This is a genomic window from Streptomyces longispororuber, assembly GCF_024448165.1.
GTDB classification, from domain to species: Bacteria; Actinomycetota; Actinomycetes; order Streptomycetales; family Streptomycetaceae; genus Streptomyces; species Streptomyces longispororuber_A.
This window is the reverse complement of record NZ_JAMOLN010000187.1, coordinates 1-20,617: the sequence shown is the minus strand read 5'-3', so window position 1 is coordinate 20,617 and position 20,617 is coordinate 1. Positions and strand designations below refer to the sequence as shown.

At 73.6% G+C, this 20,617-nt stretch carries 21 protein-coding genes; 18 read left to right on the top strand and 3 right to left on the bottom strand.

All coding sequences use genetic code 11. The annotated features are described in order from the left end of the window. Positions 1-192 precede the first annotated feature (192 nt). From M4J07_RS37120 to kynU, 8 genes are all read left to right on the top strand, one after another. A complete protein-coding gene (locus M4J07_RS37120; protein WP_255979580.1) occupies positions 193-1,011 on the top strand; it encodes an SRPBCC domain-containing protein in 819 nt (272 codons plus the stop codon). 26 nt (positions 1,012-1,037) lie between these two features. Then, a complete protein-coding gene (locus tag M4J07_RS37115; RefSeq protein WP_255979578.1) occupies positions 1,038-1,832 on the top strand; it encodes an aldose epimerase family protein in 795 nt (264 codons plus the stop codon). Between the two features lie 24 nt (positions 1,833-1,856). Then, on the top strand, positions 1,857-2,411 hold the full coding sequence (pyrE, locus tag M4J07_RS37110) for an orotate phosphoribosyltransferase (RefSeq protein ID WP_255979576.1): 555 nt from the start codon (positions 1,857-1,859) through the stop codon (positions 2,409-2,411). A gap of 176 nt (positions 2,412-2,587) precedes the next feature. Further along, positions 2,588-3,619, top strand: coding sequence for a class II fructose-bisphosphate aldolase (gene fbaA / locus M4J07_RS37105; protein WP_255979574.1), 1,032 nt, complete (start codon positions 2,588-2,590; stop codon positions 3,617-3,619). A 55-nt stretch (positions 3,620-3,674) separates the two neighbouring features. Next, positions 3,675-4,859, top strand: coding sequence for a MalY/PatB family protein (locus M4J07_RS37100; RefSeq protein ID WP_255979572.1), 1,185 nt, complete (start codon positions 3,675-3,677; stop codon positions 4,857-4,859). 30 nt (positions 4,860-4,889) lie between these two features. After that, the gene (locus tag M4J07_RS37095; protein WP_255979570.1) at positions 4,890-5,303 is read left to right on the top strand and encodes a DUF3151 domain-containing protein; all 414 of its coding nucleotides are present in this window, start codon (positions 4,890-4,892) and stop codon (positions 5,301-5,303) included. A 157-nt stretch (positions 5,304-5,460) separates the two neighbouring features. After that, positions 5,461-6,285, top strand: coding sequence for a tryptophan 2,3-dioxygenase family protein (locus tag M4J07_RS37090; RefSeq protein WP_255979568.1), 825 nt, complete (start codon positions 5,461-5,463; stop codon positions 6,283-6,285). Continuing rightward, positions 6,278-7,477: a kynureninase gene (gene kynU / locus M4J07_RS37085; RefSeq protein WP_255979566.1), complete on the top strand. Its 1,200-nt coding sequence runs from the start codon at positions 6,278-6,280 to the stop codon at positions 7,475-7,477. Before M4J07_RS37090 ends, kynU begins: the two co-directional genes overlap by 8 nt. Here the strand turns inward: kynU and M4J07_RS37080 are convergent. Beyond that, positions 7,470-8,105 carry a TetR/AcrR family transcriptional regulator gene (locus tag M4J07_RS37080; protein WP_255979564.1) on the bottom strand — a complete coding sequence of 212 codons (636 nt, stop codon included), beginning with the start codon at positions 8,103-8,105 and terminating at the stop codon, positions 7,470-7,472. The two genes, kynU and M4J07_RS37080, sit on opposite strands and share 8 nt — an antisense overlap. A 167-nt stretch (positions 8,106-8,272) precedes the next feature. Between M4J07_RS37080 and M4J07_RS37075 the strand changes: the two genes are divergently transcribed. The 8 genes from M4J07_RS37075 (at position 8,273) to M4J07_RS37040 (ending at position 16,906) form a co-directional block, all read left to right on the top strand. After that, positions 8,273-9,160 (top strand): alpha/beta hydrolase, encoded by an 888-nt coding sequence (locus M4J07_RS37075; protein WP_255979562.1) that lies wholly within the window; start codon positions 8,273-8,275, stop codon positions 9,158-9,160. 145 nt (positions 9,161-9,305) lie between these two features. Beyond that, on the top strand, positions 9,306-10,262 hold the full coding sequence (locus M4J07_RS37070; RefSeq protein ID WP_255979560.1) for an alpha/beta hydrolase: 957 nt from the start codon (positions 9,306-9,308) through the stop codon (positions 10,260-10,262). Further along, entirely contained in the window at positions 10,255-11,445 is a 1,191-nt protein-coding gene (locus M4J07_RS37065) for an acyltransferase family protein (RefSeq protein ID WP_255979558.1), read from the top strand. The genes M4J07_RS37070 and M4J07_RS37065 overlap by 8 nt, the downstream gene beginning before the upstream one ends. Before the next feature lie 127 nt (positions 11,446-11,572). Beyond that, on the top strand, positions 11,573-12,841 hold the full coding sequence (locus M4J07_RS37060) for a histidine kinase (protein WP_305128668.1): 1,269 nt from the start codon (positions 11,573-11,575) through the stop codon (positions 12,839-12,841). After that, positions 12,841-13,551 carry a response regulator gene (locus tag M4J07_RS37055; protein ID WP_255979554.1) on the top strand — a complete coding sequence of 237 codons (711 nt, stop codon included), beginning with the start codon at positions 12,841-12,843 and terminating at the stop codon, positions 13,549-13,551. The genes M4J07_RS37060 and M4J07_RS37055 overlap by 1 nt, the downstream gene beginning before the upstream one ends. Before the next feature lie 121 nt (positions 13,552-13,672). Continuing rightward, positions 13,673-15,010, top strand: a complete 1,338-nt coding sequence (locus M4J07_RS37050) for a sensor histidine kinase (RefSeq protein WP_255979552.1) — start codon at positions 13,673-13,675, stop codon at positions 15,008-15,010. Continuing rightward, the gene (locus M4J07_RS37045; protein ID WP_308284806.1) at positions 15,007-15,672 is read left to right on the top strand and encodes a response regulator transcription factor; all 666 of its coding nucleotides are present in this window, start codon (positions 15,007-15,009) and stop codon (positions 15,670-15,672) included. The genes M4J07_RS37050 and M4J07_RS37045 overlap by 4 nt, the downstream gene beginning before the upstream one ends. Positions 15,673-15,691: 19 nt before the next feature. Next, positions 15,692-16,906 carry a cytochrome P450 gene (locus M4J07_RS37040; RefSeq protein ID WP_255979550.1) on the top strand — a complete coding sequence of 405 codons (1,215 nt, stop codon included), beginning with the start codon at positions 15,692-15,694 and terminating at the stop codon, positions 16,904-16,906. Positions 16,907-16,917: 11 nt separating this feature from the next. Here M4J07_RS37040 and M4J07_RS37035 read toward each other — a convergent pair whose 3' ends face one another. Both M4J07_RS37035 and M4J07_RS37030 read right to left on the bottom strand, forming a co-directional pair. Continuing rightward, positions 16,918-18,528, bottom strand: a complete 1,611-nt coding sequence (locus M4J07_RS37035) for an ABC transporter permease (protein ID WP_255979548.1) — start codon at positions 18,526-18,528, stop codon at positions 16,918-16,920. Then, complete coding sequence (locus M4J07_RS37030; protein WP_255979546.1) at positions 18,525-19,463, bottom strand: ABC transporter ATP-binding protein; 939 nt, start codon at positions 19,461-19,463, stop codon at positions 18,525-18,527. Before M4J07_RS37030 ends, M4J07_RS37035 begins: the two co-directional genes overlap by 4 nt. Positions 19,464-19,564: 101 nt before the next feature. Between M4J07_RS37030 and M4J07_RS37025 the strand changes: the two genes are divergently transcribed. Continuing rightward, on the top strand, positions 19,565-20,077 hold the full coding sequence (locus M4J07_RS37025) for a GbsR/MarR family transcriptional regulator (protein WP_255979544.1): 513 nt from the start codon (positions 19,565-19,567) through the stop codon (positions 20,075-20,077). Positions 20,078-20,178: 101 nt separating this feature from the next. Then, positions 20,179-20,598 carry a MarR family winged helix-turn-helix transcriptional regulator gene (locus M4J07_RS37020; RefSeq protein ID WP_255979582.1) on the top strand — a complete coding sequence of 140 codons (420 nt, stop codon included), beginning with the start codon at positions 20,179-20,181 and terminating at the stop codon, positions 20,596-20,598. Positions 20,599-20,617 lie beyond the last annotated feature (19 nt).

Below are 20,617 nucleotides of genomic sequence, written 5' to 3'. Positions count from 1 at the left end.
GGGTGGCGGTCTCCCGAGCTGGTTCCGCCGGCGGGCGGCCAGACCCTCCGGCCGGAGCCGGGGTACGCCCCGTCGACCCTGGTGCATCCCCGATATTGACCTTCGCCACCGGCCCGCAGGCGCCGACGAAAGAGCAACCCGCAACGGCGAAGAGGGTTCACGTTCCCGACGGAGTCGCTACGCTCGGCTGACATGGAGCATGAGGTGTTCGTTCCGGTTCCGGCGGAGTCCCTACGGGGAGTGCTCTGCGACCCCCTCCGCGTCGCCAGGGCCCTGCCAGGGTTCCAGCGCGACGCCTCCGGCGACGGAGGCCGCCTCAAGGTACGCATCGGCGGGCACGCCATCACGTACCGCGGCAGCGTCACCGTGACCGAGGCGTCCGACGGTTCCTACGCCGTGAACGGCGAGGGCACCGAGGCCCGCGGCGCGGGAGGCGTGAAGTTCGCCCTGACCGCCCGGGTCGCCGCGGCGGACGGCGGCTCCGCGCTCACCTTCACCGGCACCGCATCGGGCGACGGCCGGGTGGCCGAGCTCCCGCAGGACGCGGTGGCGTCGGCGGCCCACCGGCTGCTGAACCGTTTCGCGGAGAACCTGGGAGCGGCGGGCCAGGAGCCCGGCTCGGACCCCGAGGGCGAGGAGGGCGAGGAGGACGAGGCCGCGGAGGCCACAGGAGCCGCGGACGTACCGGACGCCGAGGTGGACGACGTCGTGGACGTGGCCTCGCTGTCCGTGTACGAGACCGACGTGCCGCCGTCGTCCCTGGACGCCGCGTACGACGAGGAGTCCGACGAGGACCTGCCCGCCGAACCGGCTGCCGCGCACGCCCGCCGCACCATGATCGGCCGCAGCGCGGAGGAGGTCGACCACGCCCCGCCGCGCGGCCGGTACGCCCCGGTGCCCGCCCCGGACGGCGTCACCGCGAGCGCCACCCTGCGCTGGGCCGCACCCGCCGCCGCCCTCGCGCTCGCCTCGGCGATCGTCGTCGGAAGGGCCCTGCGCAGGCGGCGGTAGCCGGACGCCGCATAGGGTCAGTGGTCGTGACGACACAGGAGACGACGCTGACCGCGGGCGACGCGGAAGTGACCGTGGCGCCGGGGAACGGCTGCCGGGTGAGCAGTCTGAAGATCGCCGGTACCGAACTGCTGCGGCAGGGCGACCGGTACGGGTGCTTCCCGATGGTGCCGTGGTGCGGGCGCATCCGCGACGGCCGGTTCCGGGACGGCGGCCGGACGTACCAGATGCCGCTGAACTCCCCGCCGCACGCGATCCACGGCTTCGGCCGCGACGCCGAGTGGACCACCGCGCGCGTCACGGACACCGAGGCCGTGTTCACGTACGACCTCACCGAGCCCTGGCCCTGGCCCGGCCGCGTCACGCAGATCGTCGCGCTCACCGAGGACGCGCTGACGCTGAGCATCGGCATCGAGACGTACGGGGACTCCTTCCCGGCGCAGATCGGCTGGCACCCCTGGTTCAACCGGACGCTGCGCGACGGCGGCAGCGCCGTGCGGATCGACTTCGACGCCGCCTGGCAGGAGGAGCGCGGCGACGACCACCTGCCCACCGGCAACCGGATCGACGTGCGCCCGCAGCCCTGGGACGACTGTTTCGGGATGCCGGACGGGGTGGACGTGACCCTGACCTGGCCCGGCGAGCTGGCGGTGAACGTGACGAGCCGTGAGCCGTGGGCCGTCGTCTACGACGAGCAGGAGGCGGCGGTCTGCGTCGAACCGCAGACCGGCCCCCCGAACGGCCTCAACTCCGCGCCGCGCCTGGTCACGCCGGTCGAGCCGCTGGAGGCGAGCACCACCTGGACCTGGCGGCGGCCCTGAAACCGGGCCCTTAAGCTCATAGGCATGACGACGAACGACGTGCGCGACGCGCTGCTCCAGCAGATCAAGGACAAGGCCGTGGTGCACGGCAAGGTGACCCTCTCCTCGGGCATCGAGGCCGACTACTACGTCGACCTGCGCCGCGTCACCCTCGACGGCGAGGCGGCGCCGCTGGTCGGTCAGGTGCTGCTCGATCTGACGAAGGACCTGGAGTTCGACGCCGTCGGCGGTCTCACCATGGGCGCCGACCCGGTCGCCGGTGCGATGCTGCACGCCTCCGCCGCCCGCGGCGAGCGGCTCGACGCGTTCGTCGTCCGCAAGGCCGCCAAGGCGCACGGCATGCAGCGCCGCGTCGAGGGCCCGGACATCAAGGGCCGTCGCGTGCTCGTCGTCGAGGACACCTCCACCACCGGCGGTTCCCCGCTGGAGGCCGTGCAGGCGGTGCGCGAGGCCGGTGCCGAGGTCGTCGGTGTCGCGACGATCGTCGACCGGGCCACGGGCGCCGCCGAGAAGATCACCGAGGGTGCCGGGGTGCCCTACCTGTTCGCGTTCTCCAAGGACGAGCTGGGCCTCGACTGAGCCGCGGGACCTAGGGCCCGAGGGTCCGGGCCTTCCCCGGACTGGAGCATCCGCACAAGTCTGGAAAGATGGGGGCGACGATGATGTCACCCCTTGGTGCTTGGTGAGGGTCGGACCACCAGGTCTGAACACCAGAACAACCCACCCGCAATCCGCGCTTTACGAGGAGACGGCAGATGCCCATCGCAACCCCGGAGCAGTACAACGAGATGCTCGACCGGGCCAAGGCGGGGAAGTTCGCCTACCCGGCCATCAACGTCTCGTCCTCGCAGACCCTCAACGCGGCCCTCCAGGGCTTCGCCGAGGCCGAGAGCGACGGCATCATCCAGATCTCGACCGGTGGTGCCGAGTACCTGTCCGGCCAGGGTGTGAAGGACATGGTGCCGGGCGCCGTCGCCCTCGCCGAGTTCGCGCACGTCGTCGCCGAGCGCTACCCGAACAAGATCGCGCTGCACACCGACCACTGCCCCAAGGGCAAGCTGGACGGCTACGTGCGCCCGCTGCTCGACATCTCCGCCGCCCGCGTCGCCGAGGGCAAGAACCCGCTGTTCCAGTCCCACATGTGGGACGGCTCGGCCGAGACGCTCGCCGACAACCTGGAGATCGCCCAGGAGCTGCTCGCCAAGGCCAAGGCCGCGAACATCATCCTGGAGATCGAGATCACCCCGACCGGCGGTGAGGAGGACGGCGTCTCGCACGAGATCAACGACAACCTCTACACCACGGTCGACGACGCGGTGCGCACCGTCGAGGCGCTCGGCCTGGGCGAGAAGGGCCGCTACCTGCTGGCCGCCTCGTTCGGCAACGTGCACGGCGTGTACAAGCCGGGCAACGTCGTGCTCCGCCCCGACCTGCTCGCCGACCTGAACGAGGGCATCGCCGCGAAGTACGGCAAGCCGGCCGGCTCCAAGCCGTTCGACTTCGTCTTCCACGGCGGCTCGGGCTCCACCCTGGAGGAGATCCGCACCGCGCTGGAGAACGGCGTCGTGAAGATGAACCTCGACACCGACACCCAGTACGCCTTCACGCGGCCGATCGCGGGCCACATGTTCGAGAACTACGACGGCGTCCTGAAGGTCGACGGCGAGGTCGGCAACAAGAAGACGTACGACCCGCGCGTGTGGGGCAAGAAGGCCGAGACGGGCATGACCGCCCGCATCGTCGAGGCCTGCGAGAGCCTGCGTTCGACGGGTACCCGCATCAAGTAACCCGTTCCAGCCCGTGTCCGGGCCCGGCGCTCCCCGCGAGTGCCGGGCCCGTGGCATGTCCTCACAGATCAGGGAGCAGACGACCGTGCGCTACGACTTCGACACCCCGGTGGACCGGCGGGGCACCTGGTGCGTGCAGTGGGACGGCATCACGGACCGCTTCCCGGTCCCCGACCTGCTGCCGTTCACCATCTCCGACATGGACTTCACCTCGCCGCCGGAGGTGCTCGCCGCCCTCAACTCCCGTATCGCCCACGGGGTGTTCGGGTACTCGGACTGGCGCAACGACGACTTCCGCGGGGCGATACGCGACTGGTACCGGGAGCGGTACGCGACCGAGGTCGACGTCGAGACGCTGGTGTACGGCCCGTCGGTCCTGAACCAGATCGCGCAGCTGCTGCGGATGTGGACCCGGCCCGGCGACGGCGTCGTGCTGCACACCCCGACGTACGACGGCTTCCGCAAGGCGGTGCTCGGGCTCGGCCGGGACATGCGGACCGTGGCGGTGGACGACTGGGCGGGTCTCGAGCGGGAGCTGGCGCGGCCGGACACCCGGGTGTTCGTGCTGTGCTCGCCGCACAATCCGACCGGCTACGTGTGGAAGGACGCCGAGCTGCGCCGCGTCGCCGATCTCGCGCGCGCCCATGACGTCGCCGTGATCAGCGACGAGATCCACTCGGACCTCGTGCACGACGGGCACACCCACCGGCCGTTCACCGGCTATGCGGACGGGCTGCGCTGGGCGCTCGTCACCTCCGGCAGCAAGTCCTTCAACTTCCCTGCGCTGAGCGGGAGTTACGGGTTCGTCGGGGACCCGGGCGACCATGCCGAGTTCGTCCGCCGGATGGGCCACGACGAGGGCCTGGAGTCCCCGGCCGTGCTCGCGCTCACCGCGCACATCGCCGCCTACCGGGAGGGCGGCGCCTGGCTGGACGGGCTGCGCGCGTACACGTACGAGACGCTGCGGATGGTCGAGGAGCGGCTCGCGGACGCCTTCCCCGGGCTCGGCTGGCGGGTGCCGGACGCCGGCTATCTGGCCTGGATCGATCTGCGGCCGCTGGGGATCCGGGCGGACGAGGAGCTGCAGCGGGTGCTCGTCGAGCGGGAACGCGTCGCGATCATGCCCGGCGGGACGTACGGGGCGCCGGGCTTCGTACGGCTCAACGTGGGCTGTCCGCGCGCCAAGGCGGAGGCCGGGATCGACGCCCTGATCAGGGCGGTCCGGCAGGTGGCGGTCTAGGCCGCCGGGGGACCCGGCACACTGGAACCCATGAGCCTTCACGAGAACCTCCTCGGGGGACCGCCCCCGACCCACCTGCCCGACGACCCGGAGCCGCGCGAGCTGCTCGCCGGCGGCACCGCCCCGGCGGACGTCGCCGCGAAGTACCCCACCTCCTCGCTCGCCTGGGCGCAGCTCGCCGACGAGGCGTTCGAGCGGGGCAGCGTCGTCGAGTCGTACGCGTACGCCCGCACCGGCTACCACCGCGGCCTCGACTCCCTGCGCCGCAGCGGCTGGAAGGGGCACGGCCCGGTGCCGTGGGAGCACGAGCCCAACCGCGGCTTCCTGCGTGCCCTGCACGCCCTGGCGCGCGCCGCGGGTGCCATCGGTGAGCAGGAGGAGTACGAGCGCTGCTCGCAGTTCCTCAAGGACTCGTCGGAGTCGGCCGCGCAGACGCTCGGCTAGTGACGCGTTCGTCCCTTTTGTGTCGGGCCCGCCTGGTGTGATCAGGCGGGCCTTGCCGTTTCGGGGGACGATTGCGGAGGATGCACGTGGGGACCGGGGCCCCGTGCCGGTAACGGCAGGGCGGACCGCTACCCGGAGTACATATCAGGAGACAGCGATGTCCCACGACGCGGACGCAACACCGCATCTCGACTTCGCGGGCACCACGCCTTACGAGGACTACGTCCAGGCCGATGTCCTCACCCACCTCCAGCACCTCCGCTCGGACGATCCCGGCGAGATGGTCTTCCTGGTCACCACCCAGGTCATGGAGCTGTGGTTCACCGTCATCGTGCACGAGTGGGAGACCGCGGCCCGGGCCCTCGCCGACGACGACATCCCCACCGCGGTGGCCGCGCTGAAGCGGTCGCTGCGCGAGCTGGAGGCGCTGAACGCCTCCTGGCGCCCGCTGGCGCAGCTCACCCCCGCCCAGTTCAACTCCTACCGCGCCGCCCTCGGCGAGGGCTCCGGCTTCCAGTCGGCGATGTACCGGCGCATGGAGTTCCTGCTCGGCGAGAAGTCCGCGTCGATGCTGGTGCCGCACCGCGGCGCGCCGCGCGTCCACGCCGAGCTGGAGAAGGCGCTGCACGAGCCCAGCCTCTACGACGAGGTGCTGCGGCTGCTCGCCCGGCGCGGGTACGACGTGCCGCGCGCCGTCCTGCACCGTGACGTGTCGCAGCGCTACGAGCCGTCGCCGGAGGTGGAGGCCGTGTGGACGGCGCTGTACTCGGGCGACGAGAGCGCCGAACCGGCGCGGCTCGGCGAGGCGTTGACCGACGTCGCCGAGCTGGTGTGGCGCTGGCGCAACGACCACCTGGTGGCGACGCGGCGCGCGATGGGCGCCAAGACCGGGACCGGCGGCAGTGCCGGGGTGGCGTGGCTGGAGAAGCGCGCGCAGAAGAACGTGTTCCCCGAGCTGTGGACGGCGAGGTCCCATGTCTGACCTGCAGGAGCGCGCGGCCGAACTGGACGCCGCCGACCAACTGGCCGGTGTGCGGGGCGATTTCGTCCTGGACGACGTGGTGTACCTGGACGGGAACTCGCTGGGCGCGCTGCCCGTGAACGTGCCGGGCCGGGTCGAGGACGTCGTGCGCCGCCAGTGGGGCGAGCTGCGCATCCGGTCGTGGACCGAGTCGGGCTGGTGGACGGCGCCCGAGCGGATCGGCGACGTGATCGCCCCGCTGGTGGGCGCGGCACCCGGGCAGATCGTGGTCGGCGACTCCACGAGCGTCAACGTCTTCAAGGCGCTGGTGGGTGCCGTACGGCTGGCGGGCGGTCCTGACGCCGGGCGGGACGAGATCCTCGTCGACGCGGCGACGTTCCCGACCGACGGCTACATCGCCGCGTCGGCGGCGCGCATGACGGGCTGCGCGGTGCGGGCCGTGCAGCCGGGCGAGGTGCCGGACGCGCTGGGCCCCCGCACGGCGGCCGTGCTGCTGAACCACGTCGACTACCGCAGCGGACGGCAGCACGACCTGCCGGCGCTGACCGCGTCGATCCGCGCCGCGGGGGCGGTTTCGGTGTGGGACCTGTGCCACAGCGCGGGCGCGCTGCCGGTCGGGCTCGACGAGCACGGCGTCGACCTCGCGGTCGGCTGCACGTACAAGTTCCTGAACGGGGGCCCGGGTTCACCCGCGTACCTGTACGTGCGGCGCGCGCACCAGGACGCCTTCGACTCGCCGCTGCCCGGCTGGAACTCGCACGCCGAGCCGTTCGGGATGCGGCCGGAGTACGAGGCCGCCGACGGTGCCGTGCGGGGCCGGGTCGGGACGCCGGACATCCTGTCGATGCTGGCCCTGGAGGCGGCTCTGGAGGTGTGGGCGCGGCCGGACGTGTCGGTCGGCGCGGTGCGCGCCAAGTCCCTCGCCCTGACGGACTTCTTCCTGGAGTGCGTCGCCGCCTACGTGCCCGAGGGCCGGGTCGAGGTCGTGACGCCGCGCGAGCACGCGGCGCGCGGCAGCCAGGTCGCGCTGCGCTGCGCCGACGCGGGCGAGGTGATGGGGCGGCTCATCGCGGCCGGTGTCGTCGGGGACTTCCGGGCCCCGGACGTCCTGCGGTTCGGCTTCACCCCGCTGTACCTGGGGTTCGCCGAGGTGGAGCGGGCCGCGCGGGTCCTCGCCCGGGAGCTCAGCTGACGTAGACGCCGGCTCCGGCCGCCGCGAGCACGGCCTCGACGGCGCGGGCCGCGTCCGCCTCGGTGGGCGCGGTCCCCGTCGTGAGCAGCCGGTAGTACAGGGGCGCGGACACGGCCCTGACGACCTCCGCCGCGTCCGTGCCCGCGGGCAGTTCGCCGCGGTCGACGGCCTCCTCGACGACCGGGGCCCACTCGGCGACCCGGACCGCGTAGAACCGCGCGAGCGCCTCCGCGGTCCGCGGGTCGCAGGTCGCGGCCGCGATCACGGCCCGGAACAGCGGGCCCTGGCGCGGGTCGGCGAGGGTCCGCCGCACCAGTTGGGCGTTGGCCGTCAGGTCGCCGCGCAGCGAGCCGGTCGCCGAGCGGGGCAGCGACTCCTCGGCCATCTCCGCCAGCAGGTCGGCGACCAGGCCGGTGGGCGAGGTCCAGCGGCGGTACACGGTCGTCTTGCCGACCTCGGCGCGGCGGGCGACGTCGGCCAGGTCGAGCCGGTCGAAGCCCTCCTCGGCCAGCACGTCGCCGGCGGCGGCGAGGACGGCCGCGCGGACCCGGGCGGTGCGGCCGCCGGGACGGAGCGTGCCGGGTTCCGCGGGGTCGACTGCCTTCGCGTCTGCCTCAGGGTGGGACATGCCGCCCAGCGTAACCGAGGTAACGGAACAGCAGGACCGTTTATCCGGTCACAGTGCGTGTCGACGCACGTCACCGGCCTGGTAGCGTCCGCTTACCTTGCCGTTCTCACCCATTCACCCGCGCTCACCCGCGACTCAATTCACCTGCGACGCCGAGAGGTTGGAGCATGCCTGACCCCGATGAGGCAGCCGCCGCTGCCCGGGACGAGGCCGAGGAGGCATCGGCCTTCTCGCACCCCGCCGCACCGCCGGACGTCACCGCCGCGTACGGGGATCACCCGGACCAGATCGTCGACTTCTACGCGCCCCGGGACGGCTCGACGGCCGCCCCGCTCGTCGTGGCCCTGCACGGCGGCGCGTGGCGGGCGCCCTACGACCGGGTGCATCTGAGCCCGTTCTGCGACTTCCTCGCGCGCCGTGGTTTCGCCGTCGCCAACGTCGAGTACCGGCGCGGCAGTTCGCTGCCGCACCAGGGGGCGGACGGGCCGGTGGCGGGGCGCTGGCCGGAGACGTTCGACGACGTGGCGGCCGCGTTCGACGCGCTGCCCGCGCTGGTCGCCGAGCACGTGCCGACGGCCGACGCCCGGCGCACCGTGCTCACCGGGCACTCGGCGGGCGGCCAGCTCGCGCTGTGGCTGGCGGCCCGGCACGTGCTGCCGGCCGACGCGTCGTGGCGCACCCCGGCGCCGCCCGCGCTGCGCGGCGTGGTGGCGCTGGCCCCGATCGCGGACCTCGCGCTCGCCGAGGAGCTGGGGGTGTGCGGCGGCGCCAGTGGCCAACTGCTCGGTGGTGAGCGGGAGCTGTTCGACCGGCGGCGGCCGTACGCCGATCCGGCGGCGCTGCTGCCGACCGGGATCGCGACGACCCTGGTGCAGGGGCGGGCGGACACCACGGTGCCGGTCGCGGTGGCCGAGGCGTACGCGGACGCGGCGGCGAAGGCGGGCGAGGTCGTGGGCGTCACGTTCCTGGAGGAGGTCGGCCACTTCCCGCTGATCGATCCGGCGGCGGACGCCTGCGCCGTGGTGGCGGAGGAGATCGCCCAGCTCGCCTGGTGACCTGACGGGGCGCCGGCCCCCTACCCGGGTATGAGGACGTGGTACCCGGGAGCTACCCGCACAGTTGGCTCCGTGGTGTGATGCCGACTACGCCCCGTGATCCCTAACTTCTCTTCCAGAGACACCGACTGGAGGGGGAGGGCCCATGGGGAGCCGGCCGGGACGCGTGCGCCGGGCACTGCTCGCGCTGTTCGTGACGGGCGCGGTCGTGGTGCCCGTCTCCGCCGCCGCCCACCCCGACGTCCCGGCCCCCGCACCGGCCCGGCTCGGCACGGTCACGGCGGCCACGCTGGAGCGGGCCTACGAGCGGAACCGGGCGACCGCCGCCCGGGCCGCGGACATGGCGGACGCGGCCGGATTCCTCGGCCGGGCCCGCGCGCTGCGGGCGATCGCGACGCCGGACCGCACGTTCCTGACGTTCGACGCGCGCGGCGCGGGCCGGACCGCCGAGGTCCTCGGCGACCTGGCGCACGCGGACCGGATCGCCGTCCTCGTCCCCGGCTCCGACACCTCCCTCGACACGTACGGCCGGTTCCGCGCGGGCGCCCTCGCCCTGCACGACCGGCTCGGCGCCCGCGCCGCCGTGGTGGCCTGGCTCGGGTACGAGACGCCGGCCACGATCGGCCCGGCCGTCACCACGACGGGCCGCGCCGAATCCGCCGCGCCCGCACTGACCGCGTTCGTCAGGACGCTGCGGACGGTGGCCCCCGGGTCCTCGGTGACGCTGCTCTGTCACTCGTACGGGTCGGTGGTGTGCGCCGGCGCCGCACCCGGCCTCACCGGGCGCGCGGCCATCTGTGACCTGGTGCTCCTCGGCAGCCCCGGCACCGGCGCCGACACCGCCGCCGCGCTCGGCACCCGGGCCACGGTGTGGGCGGCGCGCGGCGCCGACGACTGGATCGCCGGCGTGCCGCACACGAAGGCGGACGTCCTCGGCACCACGGTCGGCTTCGGCACCGACCCGGTCTCCGGCTCCTTCGGCGCGCGGGTCTTCGCCGCGGGCGGCGGCGGCCACAGCGACTACTTCAGGACCGGCTCCCCTTCCCTCGCCAACATCACCCGGATCGTCCTGGGCCAGGACGCGGAGGTCACCCATGTCTGAACTCACGCTCAGAGCGCGGTCGTTCGTCCGCCGGGTCGACGCGGCGACGCCCGCCCACCGGGACCGCGCGGTCGACGCGCTGCGCGCCCTCGCGATCCTCGGCGTCGTCCTCGGCCACTGGTTCGTCACGGCCCTGGTGCCCGGTGGCGACGGCGCCCTGCGCACGGCGAGCCCCCTGGGGGACCTGCCGTGGCTCGCCCCGGTCTCCTGGCTCTTCCAGACGCTCGCCGTGTTCTTCCTGGTCGGCGGGCAGGTGGCGACGGTGTCGTACGGGGCGGCGCGGGCCCGCGGCGAGACGTACGGGCGGTGGCTGCGGGCCCGGCTCGGCCGGCTCTTCCGGCCGGTCGCCGCGGTGCTCGCGCTGTGGACGGCGGCGGCCGCCGGGATGCTCCTCGCGGGCGTCCCCTTCACCACCGTGCACACCCTGACCAAGCTGGCGCTCTCCCCGCTCTGGTTCCTGCTGGTCTTCGCGGCCCTGACCGCGGCGACCCCGCTGGTGGCCCGGCTGAACCCGCTGTGGCCGCTGGCCGTCGTCCTCCACGTCGACCTCGTGCGGTTCGGGTTCGACGGCCCGGCGTGGACGGGCTGGGTGAACGTGGCGGCGGGCTGGCTCGTGCCGTACACGCTGGGCGCCGCCTGGGCGCGCGGCGAGCTGACCCGGCGCTCGGCCCGCGTCCTGCTGGCCGGCGGGGCCCTCGCGGCGGCCGCGCTCGTCGTCGGCGCGGGCTACCCGGCGTCGATGGTCGGCGTGCCCGGCGCCCCCGTCTCGAACCTGAACCCGCCGACGCTCGCCGCCGTCGCCTTCGGCCTCGCCCAGTGCGGCCTCGCGCTGCTGCTCCGCGACCGGCTGGCGGCCTGGATGCGGCGCCCCGCGGCCTGGGCGGCGGTGGCCGTCGTCAACCTCTCGGCGATGACGGTCTTCCTGTGGCACCAGACGGCGCTGATGGCGGTCACCGCGCTCGGCCTGACCGCGGGCCCGCTCCCCGGCCTGCACACGGCCCCCGACTCCCTGACCTGGGTGGCGGCGCGGGCGGCCTGGCTGCCGGTGTTCGTCCTCGCGCTCGGGGTGTGCTGGGCGGCGTTCCGCACGTACGAGCAGGGCGGGCGGCGGGCCCGCCGGGGCGCGAGCCGGGTGGCGGCGTCCGGCACACCCCGGACGGTCCGGCCGGTGCGCCATGGCTAGAGGGCGGAAGGGGCGGCGTCCTAGGGTGGAGCGCGTGGCCGGGGGACGGGGTGAGGGCGAGGACTTCGGTGCCGTGTTCCGGCTGCTCGGCCGGGTCCTGCGGCACGACCTGTGGACGCTCGCGCCGATGCCGCTGCCGCCGCTGTCCCGGCCGCGACGGCTGCGCTGGGCACCGCATGTGCTGGTCGCCTGGATCACCCTCGGCGCGACGCTGTCGAACATCGACCAGATCGGCATCCGCTACGAGCTGGGCGTCCCCCTCGGGGTGGTGCTCGCCCTGGTCCAGGGCGCCGCGACGGTCCTCGCCCTGTGGCGACCGGTGCCCGCGTACTGGCTGTCGCTCGCCGTCATGGTGCTGATCGCGCAGCTCGCGAAGCCGTGGCTGGCGACGCAGGCCGCGCCCGGCACCACCGAGTGGCCCTGGGCCGGTCCTTCGATGGTCGCGCACTCCACGGTGCTGCTGCTGTTCGCCCTGCGGTCGCCGCCCCGGGCCGTGGTGGTCGCGGCGGGGCTGAGCGCGGCCGCCGGATCGCTGATGCAGGAGACGATCAGCGGCGTCGCCCGGTACGCGTCGACCGTCCCGACGGGGGCGGTCGGGTTCGCCGTCGTCGGCCTCGTCGGCATCGCCCTGCGCGGCCGCAGCGAGGCCCGCACGCAGCTCGTCGCCCAGGAGGAGATCACCGCCGAGGAGCGGGCCAGGCGCACCGTCCTGGAGGAGCGCAGCCGCATCGCCCGCGAGCTCCACGACGTGGTCGCCCACCACATGTCCGTCATCTCCATCCAGGCGCAGGTCGCCCCGCACCTGGTCGAGGACCCGCCGGACGCGCTGCGGGAGAACCTGGCGGGCATCCGGAACAACGCGCTGGAGGCACTCACCGAGCTGCGCCGCGTCCTCGGCGTCCTGCGCGAGGAGGAGCCCACCGTGCCGGCCGACCGGTGGGAGCCGGCCGACGCCGACCCCGGCACGGCCGCCGCCCCGCAGCGCCCCCAGCCCACCCTCGACCGGCTCGACGCGCTCGTCGCGGGCACCCGGTCCGCCGGGCTCACCGTCACCTCCCTCGTCACGGGGGAGCGGCGGGCGCTGCCGCCGGGCGTGGAGCTGTCGGCGTACCGGATCGTGCAGGAGGCGCTGAGCAACGCGCTGCGGCACGCGCCCGGTTCGGCCGTCGAGGTGGGCGTCGACCACGTCCCGGACGGGCTGCGGGTCCGCGTCACGAACACGGCGCCCACCGCGCCGGCACCGGTCTCGCCCGGCGCGGGCCACGGACTGCTCGGCATGCGGGAGCGCGTCGCGATGCTCGGCGGCACCCTGGACGCGGGCCCGGTGCAGGCCACCGGCGGTTACGAGATACGCGCCTTCCTGCCCGTCAGGGCCGACCTCCCAGGAGACGACTGATGCCCATCCGGGTGCTGATCGCCGACGACCAGATGATGGTCCGCCAGGGCTTCACCGTGCTGCTGAACACCCAGGCCGACATCGAGGTGGTCGGCCAGGCGGTCGACGGCCTCGACGCGCTGGAGCAGGTCGCCGGGCTCGCCCCCGACGTCGTCCTGATGGACATCCGCATGCCAGGACTCAGCGGCATCGAGGCGACCCGCCGGCTCGTCGCGGCCGGTGCGGCGGCGCGGGTCCTCGTCCTGACCACGTTCGACCTGGACGAGTACGTGTACGAGGCGCTGCGCGCGGGCGCCTCCGGGTTCCTGCTCAAGGACGCCTCCGCGGACCAGCTGGCCGACGCGGTGCGGGTGGTGGCGTCCGGCGAGGCGCTGCTCGCCCCGACGGTCACCCGCCGCCTCATCGCGGAGTACGCGCGGCTCGCGGACGGCGCCCCCGGCGGACCGGCCGGCCCGCCGGGGGCGAGGGTGACCGAGCTGACCGGACGGGAGACGGAGGTGCTGGTCCACATCGCGCGGGGCCTGTCGAACGCCGAGATAGCGGGACGCCTGGTGGTGGCGGAGCAGACGGTGAAGACGCATGTGGGCCGGATCCTGGTGAAGCTGGGACTGCGGGACCGGACACAGGCGGCGGTCTTCGCGTACGAGTCGGGTCTCGTCCGGCCGGGCCTCCGCTCCGGCCCGGGCTCCGCAAGCCCCTCCGGCCAGTGAGGAGCGGGGTCCGGGGAGACCCCCTGACCGGGGAACGGACCGCCGTAGTACTCACGACGGACCCGGCGGACCCGCCTCACAGGGGACGACCCGGGCACCTCGGACCCGTACGGTCAAGGGCATGACCGAGACGACCCCCACCGCGGCCCCCCGGGGCCGGAGCCCCGAGTTCAGCCTCGCCCAGTCGGCGCTGCAGGGCCTGCGCGAGGACCTGTTCCGGGACGTACGGGCGTACCGCCCGCTGCCCAGGGCGGCCGCGGACGGGCCGTGGGCCCAGCTGTTCCCCGGCCGGATACGCAGGCACCTGGAACTCCTGCCGCACGCCGTCGTGCTGACCCTGGCCGTGTTCACGCTGATCCTGGGCATGGCGAGCTACGGCGCCCTCGACGACGGGTTCGTGGCCCTCGTGGCCGGGCTGATGGCGGCCGTACCGGTGGCGCTGACGCTGCTGCGGCCGGTCCTCGCGTGGTGGCTGTCGCTCGCCGCGGCGCCCGTCCTGGTCTGGCTGACCGGCGACGGCCTCTACCCCTGGTCGGGCGGCAGCATCCTCGGCCACACCGTCGTGATGATGGTGGTCGCGGCCCGCACCCGGCCGCGCACGGCGGGCTGGATGTGGACGCTGACCGCGCTGTACTCGGTGCTCGCCGGGCAGGTCTTCGGCGGCCTCGACGGCGGCGTCACCGTCCCGATGCTGGTGTTCTCCGGCATCGCGGTCGCGATCGTCACCCTCGTCCAGATCAACCGCACCACCCAGCGCCAGGTCGTCCAGGAGCGCACGGTCACCGCCGTGGAGCGGGACAAGCGCACACTCCTGGAGGAGCGCACGAACATCGCGCGGGAACTGCACGACGTGGTCGCGCACCACATGTCGGTCGTGGCGATCCAGGCGGAGGCCGCGCCCTACCGCGTCGAGAACCCGCCGCCCGAGCTGGAGCAGGCCTTCGTCACGATCCGGGAGAACGCGGTGGCGGCGCTCACCGAACTGCGCCGCGTCCTGGGCGTCGTCCGGGCCGAGGACTACGAGGCGCCCGACGCGCCGCAGCCCACGCTCGCCGACCTCGACCGGCTCCTGGAGAACGTCCGGGACACCGGCCTGACCGCCACGAAGACGGTGACCGGCGCGGTCCGTGAACTGCCGCAGGGCGTCGAGCTGTCGGCGTACCGGATCGTGCAGGAGGCGCTCAGCAACGCGCTGCGGCACGCCCCGGGGGCCGAGGCCGCGGTCGAGGTGGCGTACGTCCTCGGCGGCCTGGGCCTGCGCGTCGTCAACGGGCCCGGCACCGGTCTGGTGAAGCCCAGCCCCGGCGCGGGGCACGGGCTCACGGGGATGCGGGAGCGGGTGTCCATGCTGGGCGGCGAGATGACCGCGGGCGCGACGCAGGACGGCGGCTACGAGGTCGCCGTCTTCATCCCGGTCGCCGGTACCGGCGGCGGCACCGAGGCGGAGGACGACGCGTGATCAAGGTCCTGATCGCCGACGACCAGATGATGGTCCGCGAGGGCTTCTCGGTGCTGCTCGGCGCGATGCCCGACATCGAGGTCGTCGGCGAGGCGGTCAACGGTCTGGAGGCGATCGCCAAGACCCGTGAACTCCGCCCCGACGTCGTCCTGATGGACATCCGCATGCCGGAGCTGAACGGCATCGAGGCGACCCGCGCGATCGTCGCCGTGGACGAGGGCGCGAAGGTGCTCGTCCTGACGACGTTCGACCTGGACGAGTACGTGTACCAGGCGCTGCGGGCCGGCGCCTCCGGCTTCCTCCTCAAGGACGCCTCCGCCCGCCAACTCGCCGACGGAGTAAGGGTGGTGGCGGGCGGCGAAGCGCTGCTCGCGCCGTCCGTGACGCGCCGGCTGATCACGGAGTTCTCGAAGCTCGCGGAGGTCCCGAAGCTGCCCGCGGTGCAGAACCCCGCCGCGTACGGCGAGCTGACCGAGCGCGAGACGGAGGTGCTCGTGCTGATCGCGCAGGGCCTGTCGAACGTGGAGATCGCCGAGCGGCTGGTCGTCGCCGAGTCGACGATCAAGACCCACGTCAGCCGGGTGCTGGTCAAACTGGGCCTGCGCGACCGCACGCAGGCCGCGGTGTTCGCCTACGAGGCACGTCTGGTCACGCCGGGGTGACCAGGACTAACGTCCCCGCATGGAAGCCACCGACGCGCCGTTCGACCCGTGGTCCCCGACCTTCCTGGCCGACCCGTACCCCGCGTACGCGGGTCTGCGCGAGGCGGGCCGGGTCCACTACTACGAGCCGACGAACCAGTACCTGATCCCGCACCACGCCGACGTGTCGGCGCTGCTGCGCGACCGCCGCCTCGGCCGCACCTACCAACACCGGTACGCGCACGAGGACTTCGGGCGCACGGCGCCGCCGCCCGAGCACGAGCCGTTCCACACCCTCAACGACCAGGGCATGCTCGACCTCGAACCGCCGGACCACACCCGGATCCGGCGCCTGGTCTCGAAGGCGTTCACGCCGCGCACCGTGGAGCGGCTCACGCCGTACGTCGAGAAGCTGGCGGGCGAACTGGTCGACGGCCTCGTCGCGGACGGCGGCGGCGACCTGCTCGGCCGGGTCGCCGAACCGCTGCCCGTGGCGGTCATCGCCGAGATGCTCGGCGTCCCGGAGGCGGACCGGCCGCTGCTGCGCCCGTGGTCGGCGGCGATCTGCGGCATGTACGAGCTGAATCCGCCGGAGGAGACGGCGCGCGCGGCGGTCCGTGCGTCGGTCGAATTCACCGACTACCTGCGGGAGCTGATCGCCGAGCGGCGCACCCGGCCGGGCGACGACCTGATCTCCGCCCTCATCGCGGCGCACGACGAGGGCGACCGCCTCACCGAGCAGGAGATGATCTCGACCTGCGTGCTGCTCCTCAACGCGGGCCACGAGGCCACCGTGAACGCGACGGTCAACGGCTGGTGGGCCCTGTTCCGCCACCCGGACCAACTCGCGGCGCTGCGCGCGGACCACTCCCTGGTCCCGTCCGCGGTCGAGGAGCTGATGCGCCACGACACCCCGCTCCAGCTCTTCGAACGCTGGGTGCTCGACGAGATCGAGGTGGCGGGCACCACGATCCCGGTCGGCTCGGAGGTGGCCCTCCTGTTCGGCTCGGCCAACCACGACCCGGCGGTCTTCACCGACCCGGCGGGCCTCGACCTGACCCGCCGGGACAACCCCCACATCTCGTTCTCCGCTGGCATCCACTACTGCATCGGAGCGCCGCTGGCCCGGATCGAACTGGCGGCGTCCATGCGGGCGTTGCTCACCCGGGCGCCGTCGCTGCGCCTGGCGGCGGAGCCGTCGCGCAAGCCGAACTTCGTGATCCGGGGGCTTGAGGAGCTGCGGGTCGAGCCGTGACGTCGCGGGGCTCAGCCGGTGACGTCCCGCCGCCGCAGCCCCGCGAGCCCCGCTCCCACGAACACCGCGGCCAGCGCCGTCAGGACCAGCACCGGCGTCCACTGCATCTCCCCGCCCGGCAGCTTCGGCAGGTGGCCGAACGGCGACAGGTCCATCACGGACTGCGGGACCTTCAGCGCGGGCCCGATCCAGCCGAGCAGCAGCGCCGCGCCCGCCACGCCCCACGCGCCCACGGCCCACCGGGACGCGACCCCGTGCAGCAGGACGGCCACGCCGCCCAGCGTCCACACGGCCGGGAGCTGGACCAGACAGGCGCCGAGGATCGGGCCGGCGTCGTGGCCGTAGCCGAGGGCGAGACCGAGGCCGCCGAGGACCATGATCAGCGCGGCGCCCCCGAAGGCGATCACCAGATGGCCGCCCGCCCAGGTCAGCCGCCCCACCGCGGCCGCCAGCACCGGCTCGGCCCGCTGCGAGGTCTCCTCCCCTTGGAGGCGCAGCACCGCCTGGACGACGTACAGCGCGGCGACCATCCCGAGCATGCCGACCATGGTGGCGAGGAAGGCGTTCGTGATGCCGGACTGGCCGCCCATCCGCTCGATGATGTCGATGGTGTTCTGGTTGTCGCCGACCAGGTCGGCGGCGCCCTCGGTCATGCCGCCGAAGACGACGCCGGCGGCGAGGAAGCCGATCGACCAGCCGAGCACGCTGCCCCGCTGCAGCCGCCAGGCGAGCGCGCCCGCCGAGCCCAGCCGCCCCTCGGCAGGACCCGGGCGGCTCGGCAGGAAGCTCATGCCGATGTCGCGCCGCCCGGCCAGCCGGTACGCCACCACGCCCTGCGCCGCGACGGCCGCGACGAACAGCAGCAGCACCCACCACCGCTCACCGGCGAAGGCCCGGACGTTCTCCACCCAGCCGATCGGCGAGATCCAGGTCAGCGGCGAGGAACCGCCGTCGGTCCCCGAGTCACCGGCCGCCCGCAGCACGAACGCGATCCCGAGCACCGCCGACGTCAGCCCGCGGGCCAGCCGGGCGCTCTCCGTGAACTGCGCGACGATCGCCGCCATCGTGGCGAACACCATGCCCGCCCCGCCGATCGCGAGCCCGAACGCGAGCGCACCGGCGCCCCCCTGGGAGGCGAGCCCGCCCGCGATCAGCAGCGCCAGCACCCCGTTGGCCACCAGCGCCGTGAGCAGCGCGGCGGTCAGCGGCGCGCGCCGCCCCACCATCGCCGACGACACCAGCTCCTGGCGCCCGCTCTCCTCCTCGTCCCGGGTGTGCCGGACGACGATCAGCAGGCTCAGCACGGCGGCGAACACCGCCGCGAACGTCCCGATGCGCCACGCCGTCAGCGCGCCGAGCGAGTCGTCGAAGACCGGCCCGTACATCGCGCGCATCGAACTGTTCGTGTTCATCGAGTGCATGACGTCGGCGCGCTCGGCCGCCGTGCCGTACACGCTCTTCAGCGAGCCCGGCATGGACAGCACCATCAGGGCGACGACGGCGATCCAGACCGGCATCATCACCCGGTCGCGGCGCAGCGCCAGCCGCAACAGGGTGCCGGTACCGGCGAGTTGGCGGCTGCCGCCGACCCGGGGCGCGTACGTGGAGCCGAGCGCGGTCATCGGGTCACCGCCGACTCCGGCGCGGCCGCACCGCCCGTGTCGGCCGTGTCTTCCTGGTAGTGCCGCAGGAACAGCTCCTCCAGCGTGGGCGGCGTCGACGTCAGCGACCGCACGCCCGAGGCGGTGAGCGCGCGCAGCACCGCGTCGAGCTTGTCGGTGTCGACCTGGAGCTTGACCCGGTGTCCCTGGACGTCGAGGTCGTGCACGCCGGGCAGCTCGGCCAGGCCGTGCGCGGCACCGGCGAGTTCGGCGGTGATGCTGGTCCTGGTCAGGTGCCGCAGCTGGGCCAGCGAACCGGTCTCGACGGTCGCGCCCTTGCGGATGATGCTGACCCGGTCGCAGAGCTCCTCGACCTCGCTGAGGATGTGCGAGGACAGCAGCACCGTCTGCCCGCGCTCCCGCGCGGCCTCCTCGACGTACGACTGGAAGACCTCCTCCATCAGCGGGTCGAGCCCGGAGGTGGGCTCGTCGAGGATGAGCAGGTCGACGTCGGAGGCGGCGAAGGCGGCGACGAGCGCGACCTTCTGCCGGTTGCCCTTGGAGTACGTGCGGCCCTTCTTGGTCGGGTCGAGCTCGAACCGCTCCAGGAGGTCGGCCCGGCGCTTCGTGTCGAGCCCGCCGCGCAGCCGCCCGTACAGATCGATGACCTCGCCGCCGCTGAGGTTGCGCCACAGGGTCACGTCACCGGGCACGTAGGCGACCTTGCGGTGCAGTTCGACCGCGTCGGCCCAGGGGTCGCGGCCGAGCATCTGCACGGCGCCGGAGTCGGCGCGCAGCAGGCCGAGCAGCACCCGGATGGTGGTGGACTTCCCCGCGCCGTTCGGGCCGAGGAAGCCGTGCACCTCACCGGACTCGACGTCCAGGTCGAGACCGTCGAGCGCATGCGTCCTGCCGAACGACTTGTGCAGTCCGGAGACCGTGATTGCCTTCGTCATGTTTCTGAACGTACGCTGCTTTCACAAACTTGTGAAGTTAAGGAAGCGTATAAACTCAGGACCGAGGCAGGGCGGGCCGGGCAAGGGGAGATGATCGGGACATGAGCCAGGAAGAAGGACGCACACGAGCGGCGGACGACGACGCGGCGGCGGTCGCCCGCTCCCGCTTCGTCGAGCGGTTCGCCGGCCAGCTCGTGGAGGCCGGCATGACCCGGATGCCCGCACGGATCTTCGCGGCCCTGCTCGCCTCCGACTCGGGCGCGCTCACCTCCGCCCAGCTCGGCGAGCAGCTGAAGGTCAGCCCCGCGGCCGTCTCCGGGGCGGTGCGCTATCTGACCCAGCAGCACATGGTCAGCCGCGAGCGCGAGCCCGGGACGCGGCGCGACCTGTTCCGGGTGCACGACAACCAGTGGTACGAGGCGCTCACCAGCCGCGACAGCGTCCTCAAGCACTGGGAGGACGCGCTGCGGGAGGGCGTCGAGAGCCTCGGCGCCGACACCCCCGCCGGCCGCCGCGTCGGCGAGACGCTGGCCTTCTTCGAGTTCGTGCAGAGCGAGCTGGGCGGGATGATGGACCGCTGGCGGGAGCACCGCAAGACGCTCGGCCTGGACTGAGAGAGGTGGCGTACGTGGACGAGGCGTACGAGGTGGAGGAAGCCGTCGAGGCGGACGAAGCCGTCGAGGACAGGGGCACGCGGCAGGTCGAGTTCGAGACCATGCTGCTGAGCCGGCACGGCTATCTCTTCGGCTCGCGCGCCAGAACCGCCGACTGGCACCTCGACCGCAGCGCGTACATCCTGCTCAGCCGCATCCAGATGGAGGGCCCGATGTCGATCGGGCAGCTCAGCGACGCGTTCGGGCTCGACGCCTCCACGCTCAACCGGCAGACCGCCGCCATGATGCGGGCCGGTGTCGTCGAGCGGATCCCGGACCCCGAGGGCGGGATCGCCCGCAAGTTCCGGATCACGAGGGAGGGCGAGAAGTCCCTGAACGACGACCGGGCCCGCTACCTCGGCATCCTGGACGGCCTCCTCGACGACTGGACGGAGGCGGAGGTCACCGAGTTCGCGGCGAGCCTGCAGCGCCTGAACCGGGCGATCGAGCGCCTCGACGGACGGCCCTGGCCCCGGCCCTGACGCACCGCCCTGACGCACC

What these genes read in the sequence shown, in the direction of transcription:
- M4J07_RS37070 (WP_255979560.1), top strand. Translation starts at nt 9,306, where the DNA reads ATGGGGAGCCGGCCGGGACGCGTGCGCCGGGCACTGCTCGCGCTGTTC.
- M4J07_RS37080 (WP_255979564.1), bottom strand. Translation starts at nt 8,105, where the DNA reads ATGTCCCACCCTGAGGCAGACGCGAAGGCAGTCGACCCCGCGGAACCC.
- M4J07_RS37020 (WP_255979582.1), top strand. Translation starts at nt 20,179, where the DNA reads ATGCTGCTGAGCCGGCACGGCTATCTCTTCGGCTCGCGCGCCAGAACC.
- M4J07_RS37095 (WP_255979570.1), top strand. Translation starts at nt 4,890, where the DNA reads ATGAGCCTTCACGAGAACCTCCTCGGGGGACCGCCCCCGACCCACCTG.
- M4J07_RS37035 (WP_255979548.1), bottom strand. Translation starts at nt 18,528, where the DNA reads ATGACCGCGCTCGGCTCCACGTACGCGCCCCGGGTCGGCGGCAGCCGC.
- M4J07_RS37025 (WP_255979544.1), top strand. Translation starts at nt 19,565, where the DNA reads ATGAGCCAGGAAGAAGGACGCACACGAGCGGCGGACGACGACGCGGCG.
- M4J07_RS37055 (WP_255979554.1), top strand. Translation starts at nt 12,841, where the DNA reads ATGCCCATCCGGGTGCTGATCGCCGACGACCAGATGATGGTCCGCCAG.
- M4J07_RS37040 (WP_255979550.1), top strand. Translation starts at nt 15,692, where the DNA reads ATGGAAGCCACCGACGCGCCGTTCGACCCGTGGTCCCCGACCTTCCTG.
- kynU (WP_255979566.1), top strand. Translation starts at nt 6,278, where the DNA reads ATGTCTGACCTGCAGGAGCGCGCGGCCGAACTGGACGCCGCCGACCAA.
- M4J07_RS37120 (WP_255979580.1), top strand. Translation starts at nt 193, where the DNA reads ATGGAGCATGAGGTGTTCGTTCCGGTTCCGGCGGAGTCCCTACGGGGA.
- M4J07_RS37065 (WP_255979558.1), top strand. Translation starts at nt 10,255, where the DNA reads ATGTCTGAACTCACGCTCAGAGCGCGGTCGTTCGTCCGCCGGGTCGAC.
- M4J07_RS37060 (WP_305128668.1), top strand. Translation starts at nt 11,573, where the DNA reads ATGCCGCTGCCGCCGCTGTCCCGGCCGCGACGGCTGCGCTGGGCACCG.
- pyrE (WP_255979576.1), top strand. Translation starts at nt 1,857, where the DNA reads ATGACGACGAACGACGTGCGCGACGCGCTGCTCCAGCAGATCAAGGAC.
- M4J07_RS37090 (WP_255979568.1), top strand. Translation starts at nt 5,461, where the DNA reads ATGTCCCACGACGCGGACGCAACACCGCATCTCGACTTCGCGGGCACC.
- fbaA (WP_255979574.1), top strand. Translation starts at nt 2,588, where the DNA reads ATGCCCATCGCAACCCCGGAGCAGTACAACGAGATGCTCGACCGGGCC.
- M4J07_RS37030 (WP_255979546.1), bottom strand. Translation starts at nt 19,463, where the DNA reads ATGACGAAGGCAATCACGGTCTCCGGACTGCACAAGTCGTTCGGCAGG.
- M4J07_RS37050 (WP_255979552.1), top strand. Translation starts at nt 13,673, where the DNA reads ATGACCGAGACGACCCCCACCGCGGCCCCCCGGGGCCGGAGCCCCGAG.
- M4J07_RS37075 (WP_255979562.1), top strand. Translation starts at nt 8,273, where the DNA reads ATGCCTGACCCCGATGAGGCAGCCGCCGCTGCCCGGGACGAGGCCGAG.
- M4J07_RS37100 (WP_255979572.1), top strand. Translation starts at nt 3,675, where the DNA reads ATGTCCTCACAGATCAGGGAGCAGACGACCGTGCGCTACGACTTCGAC.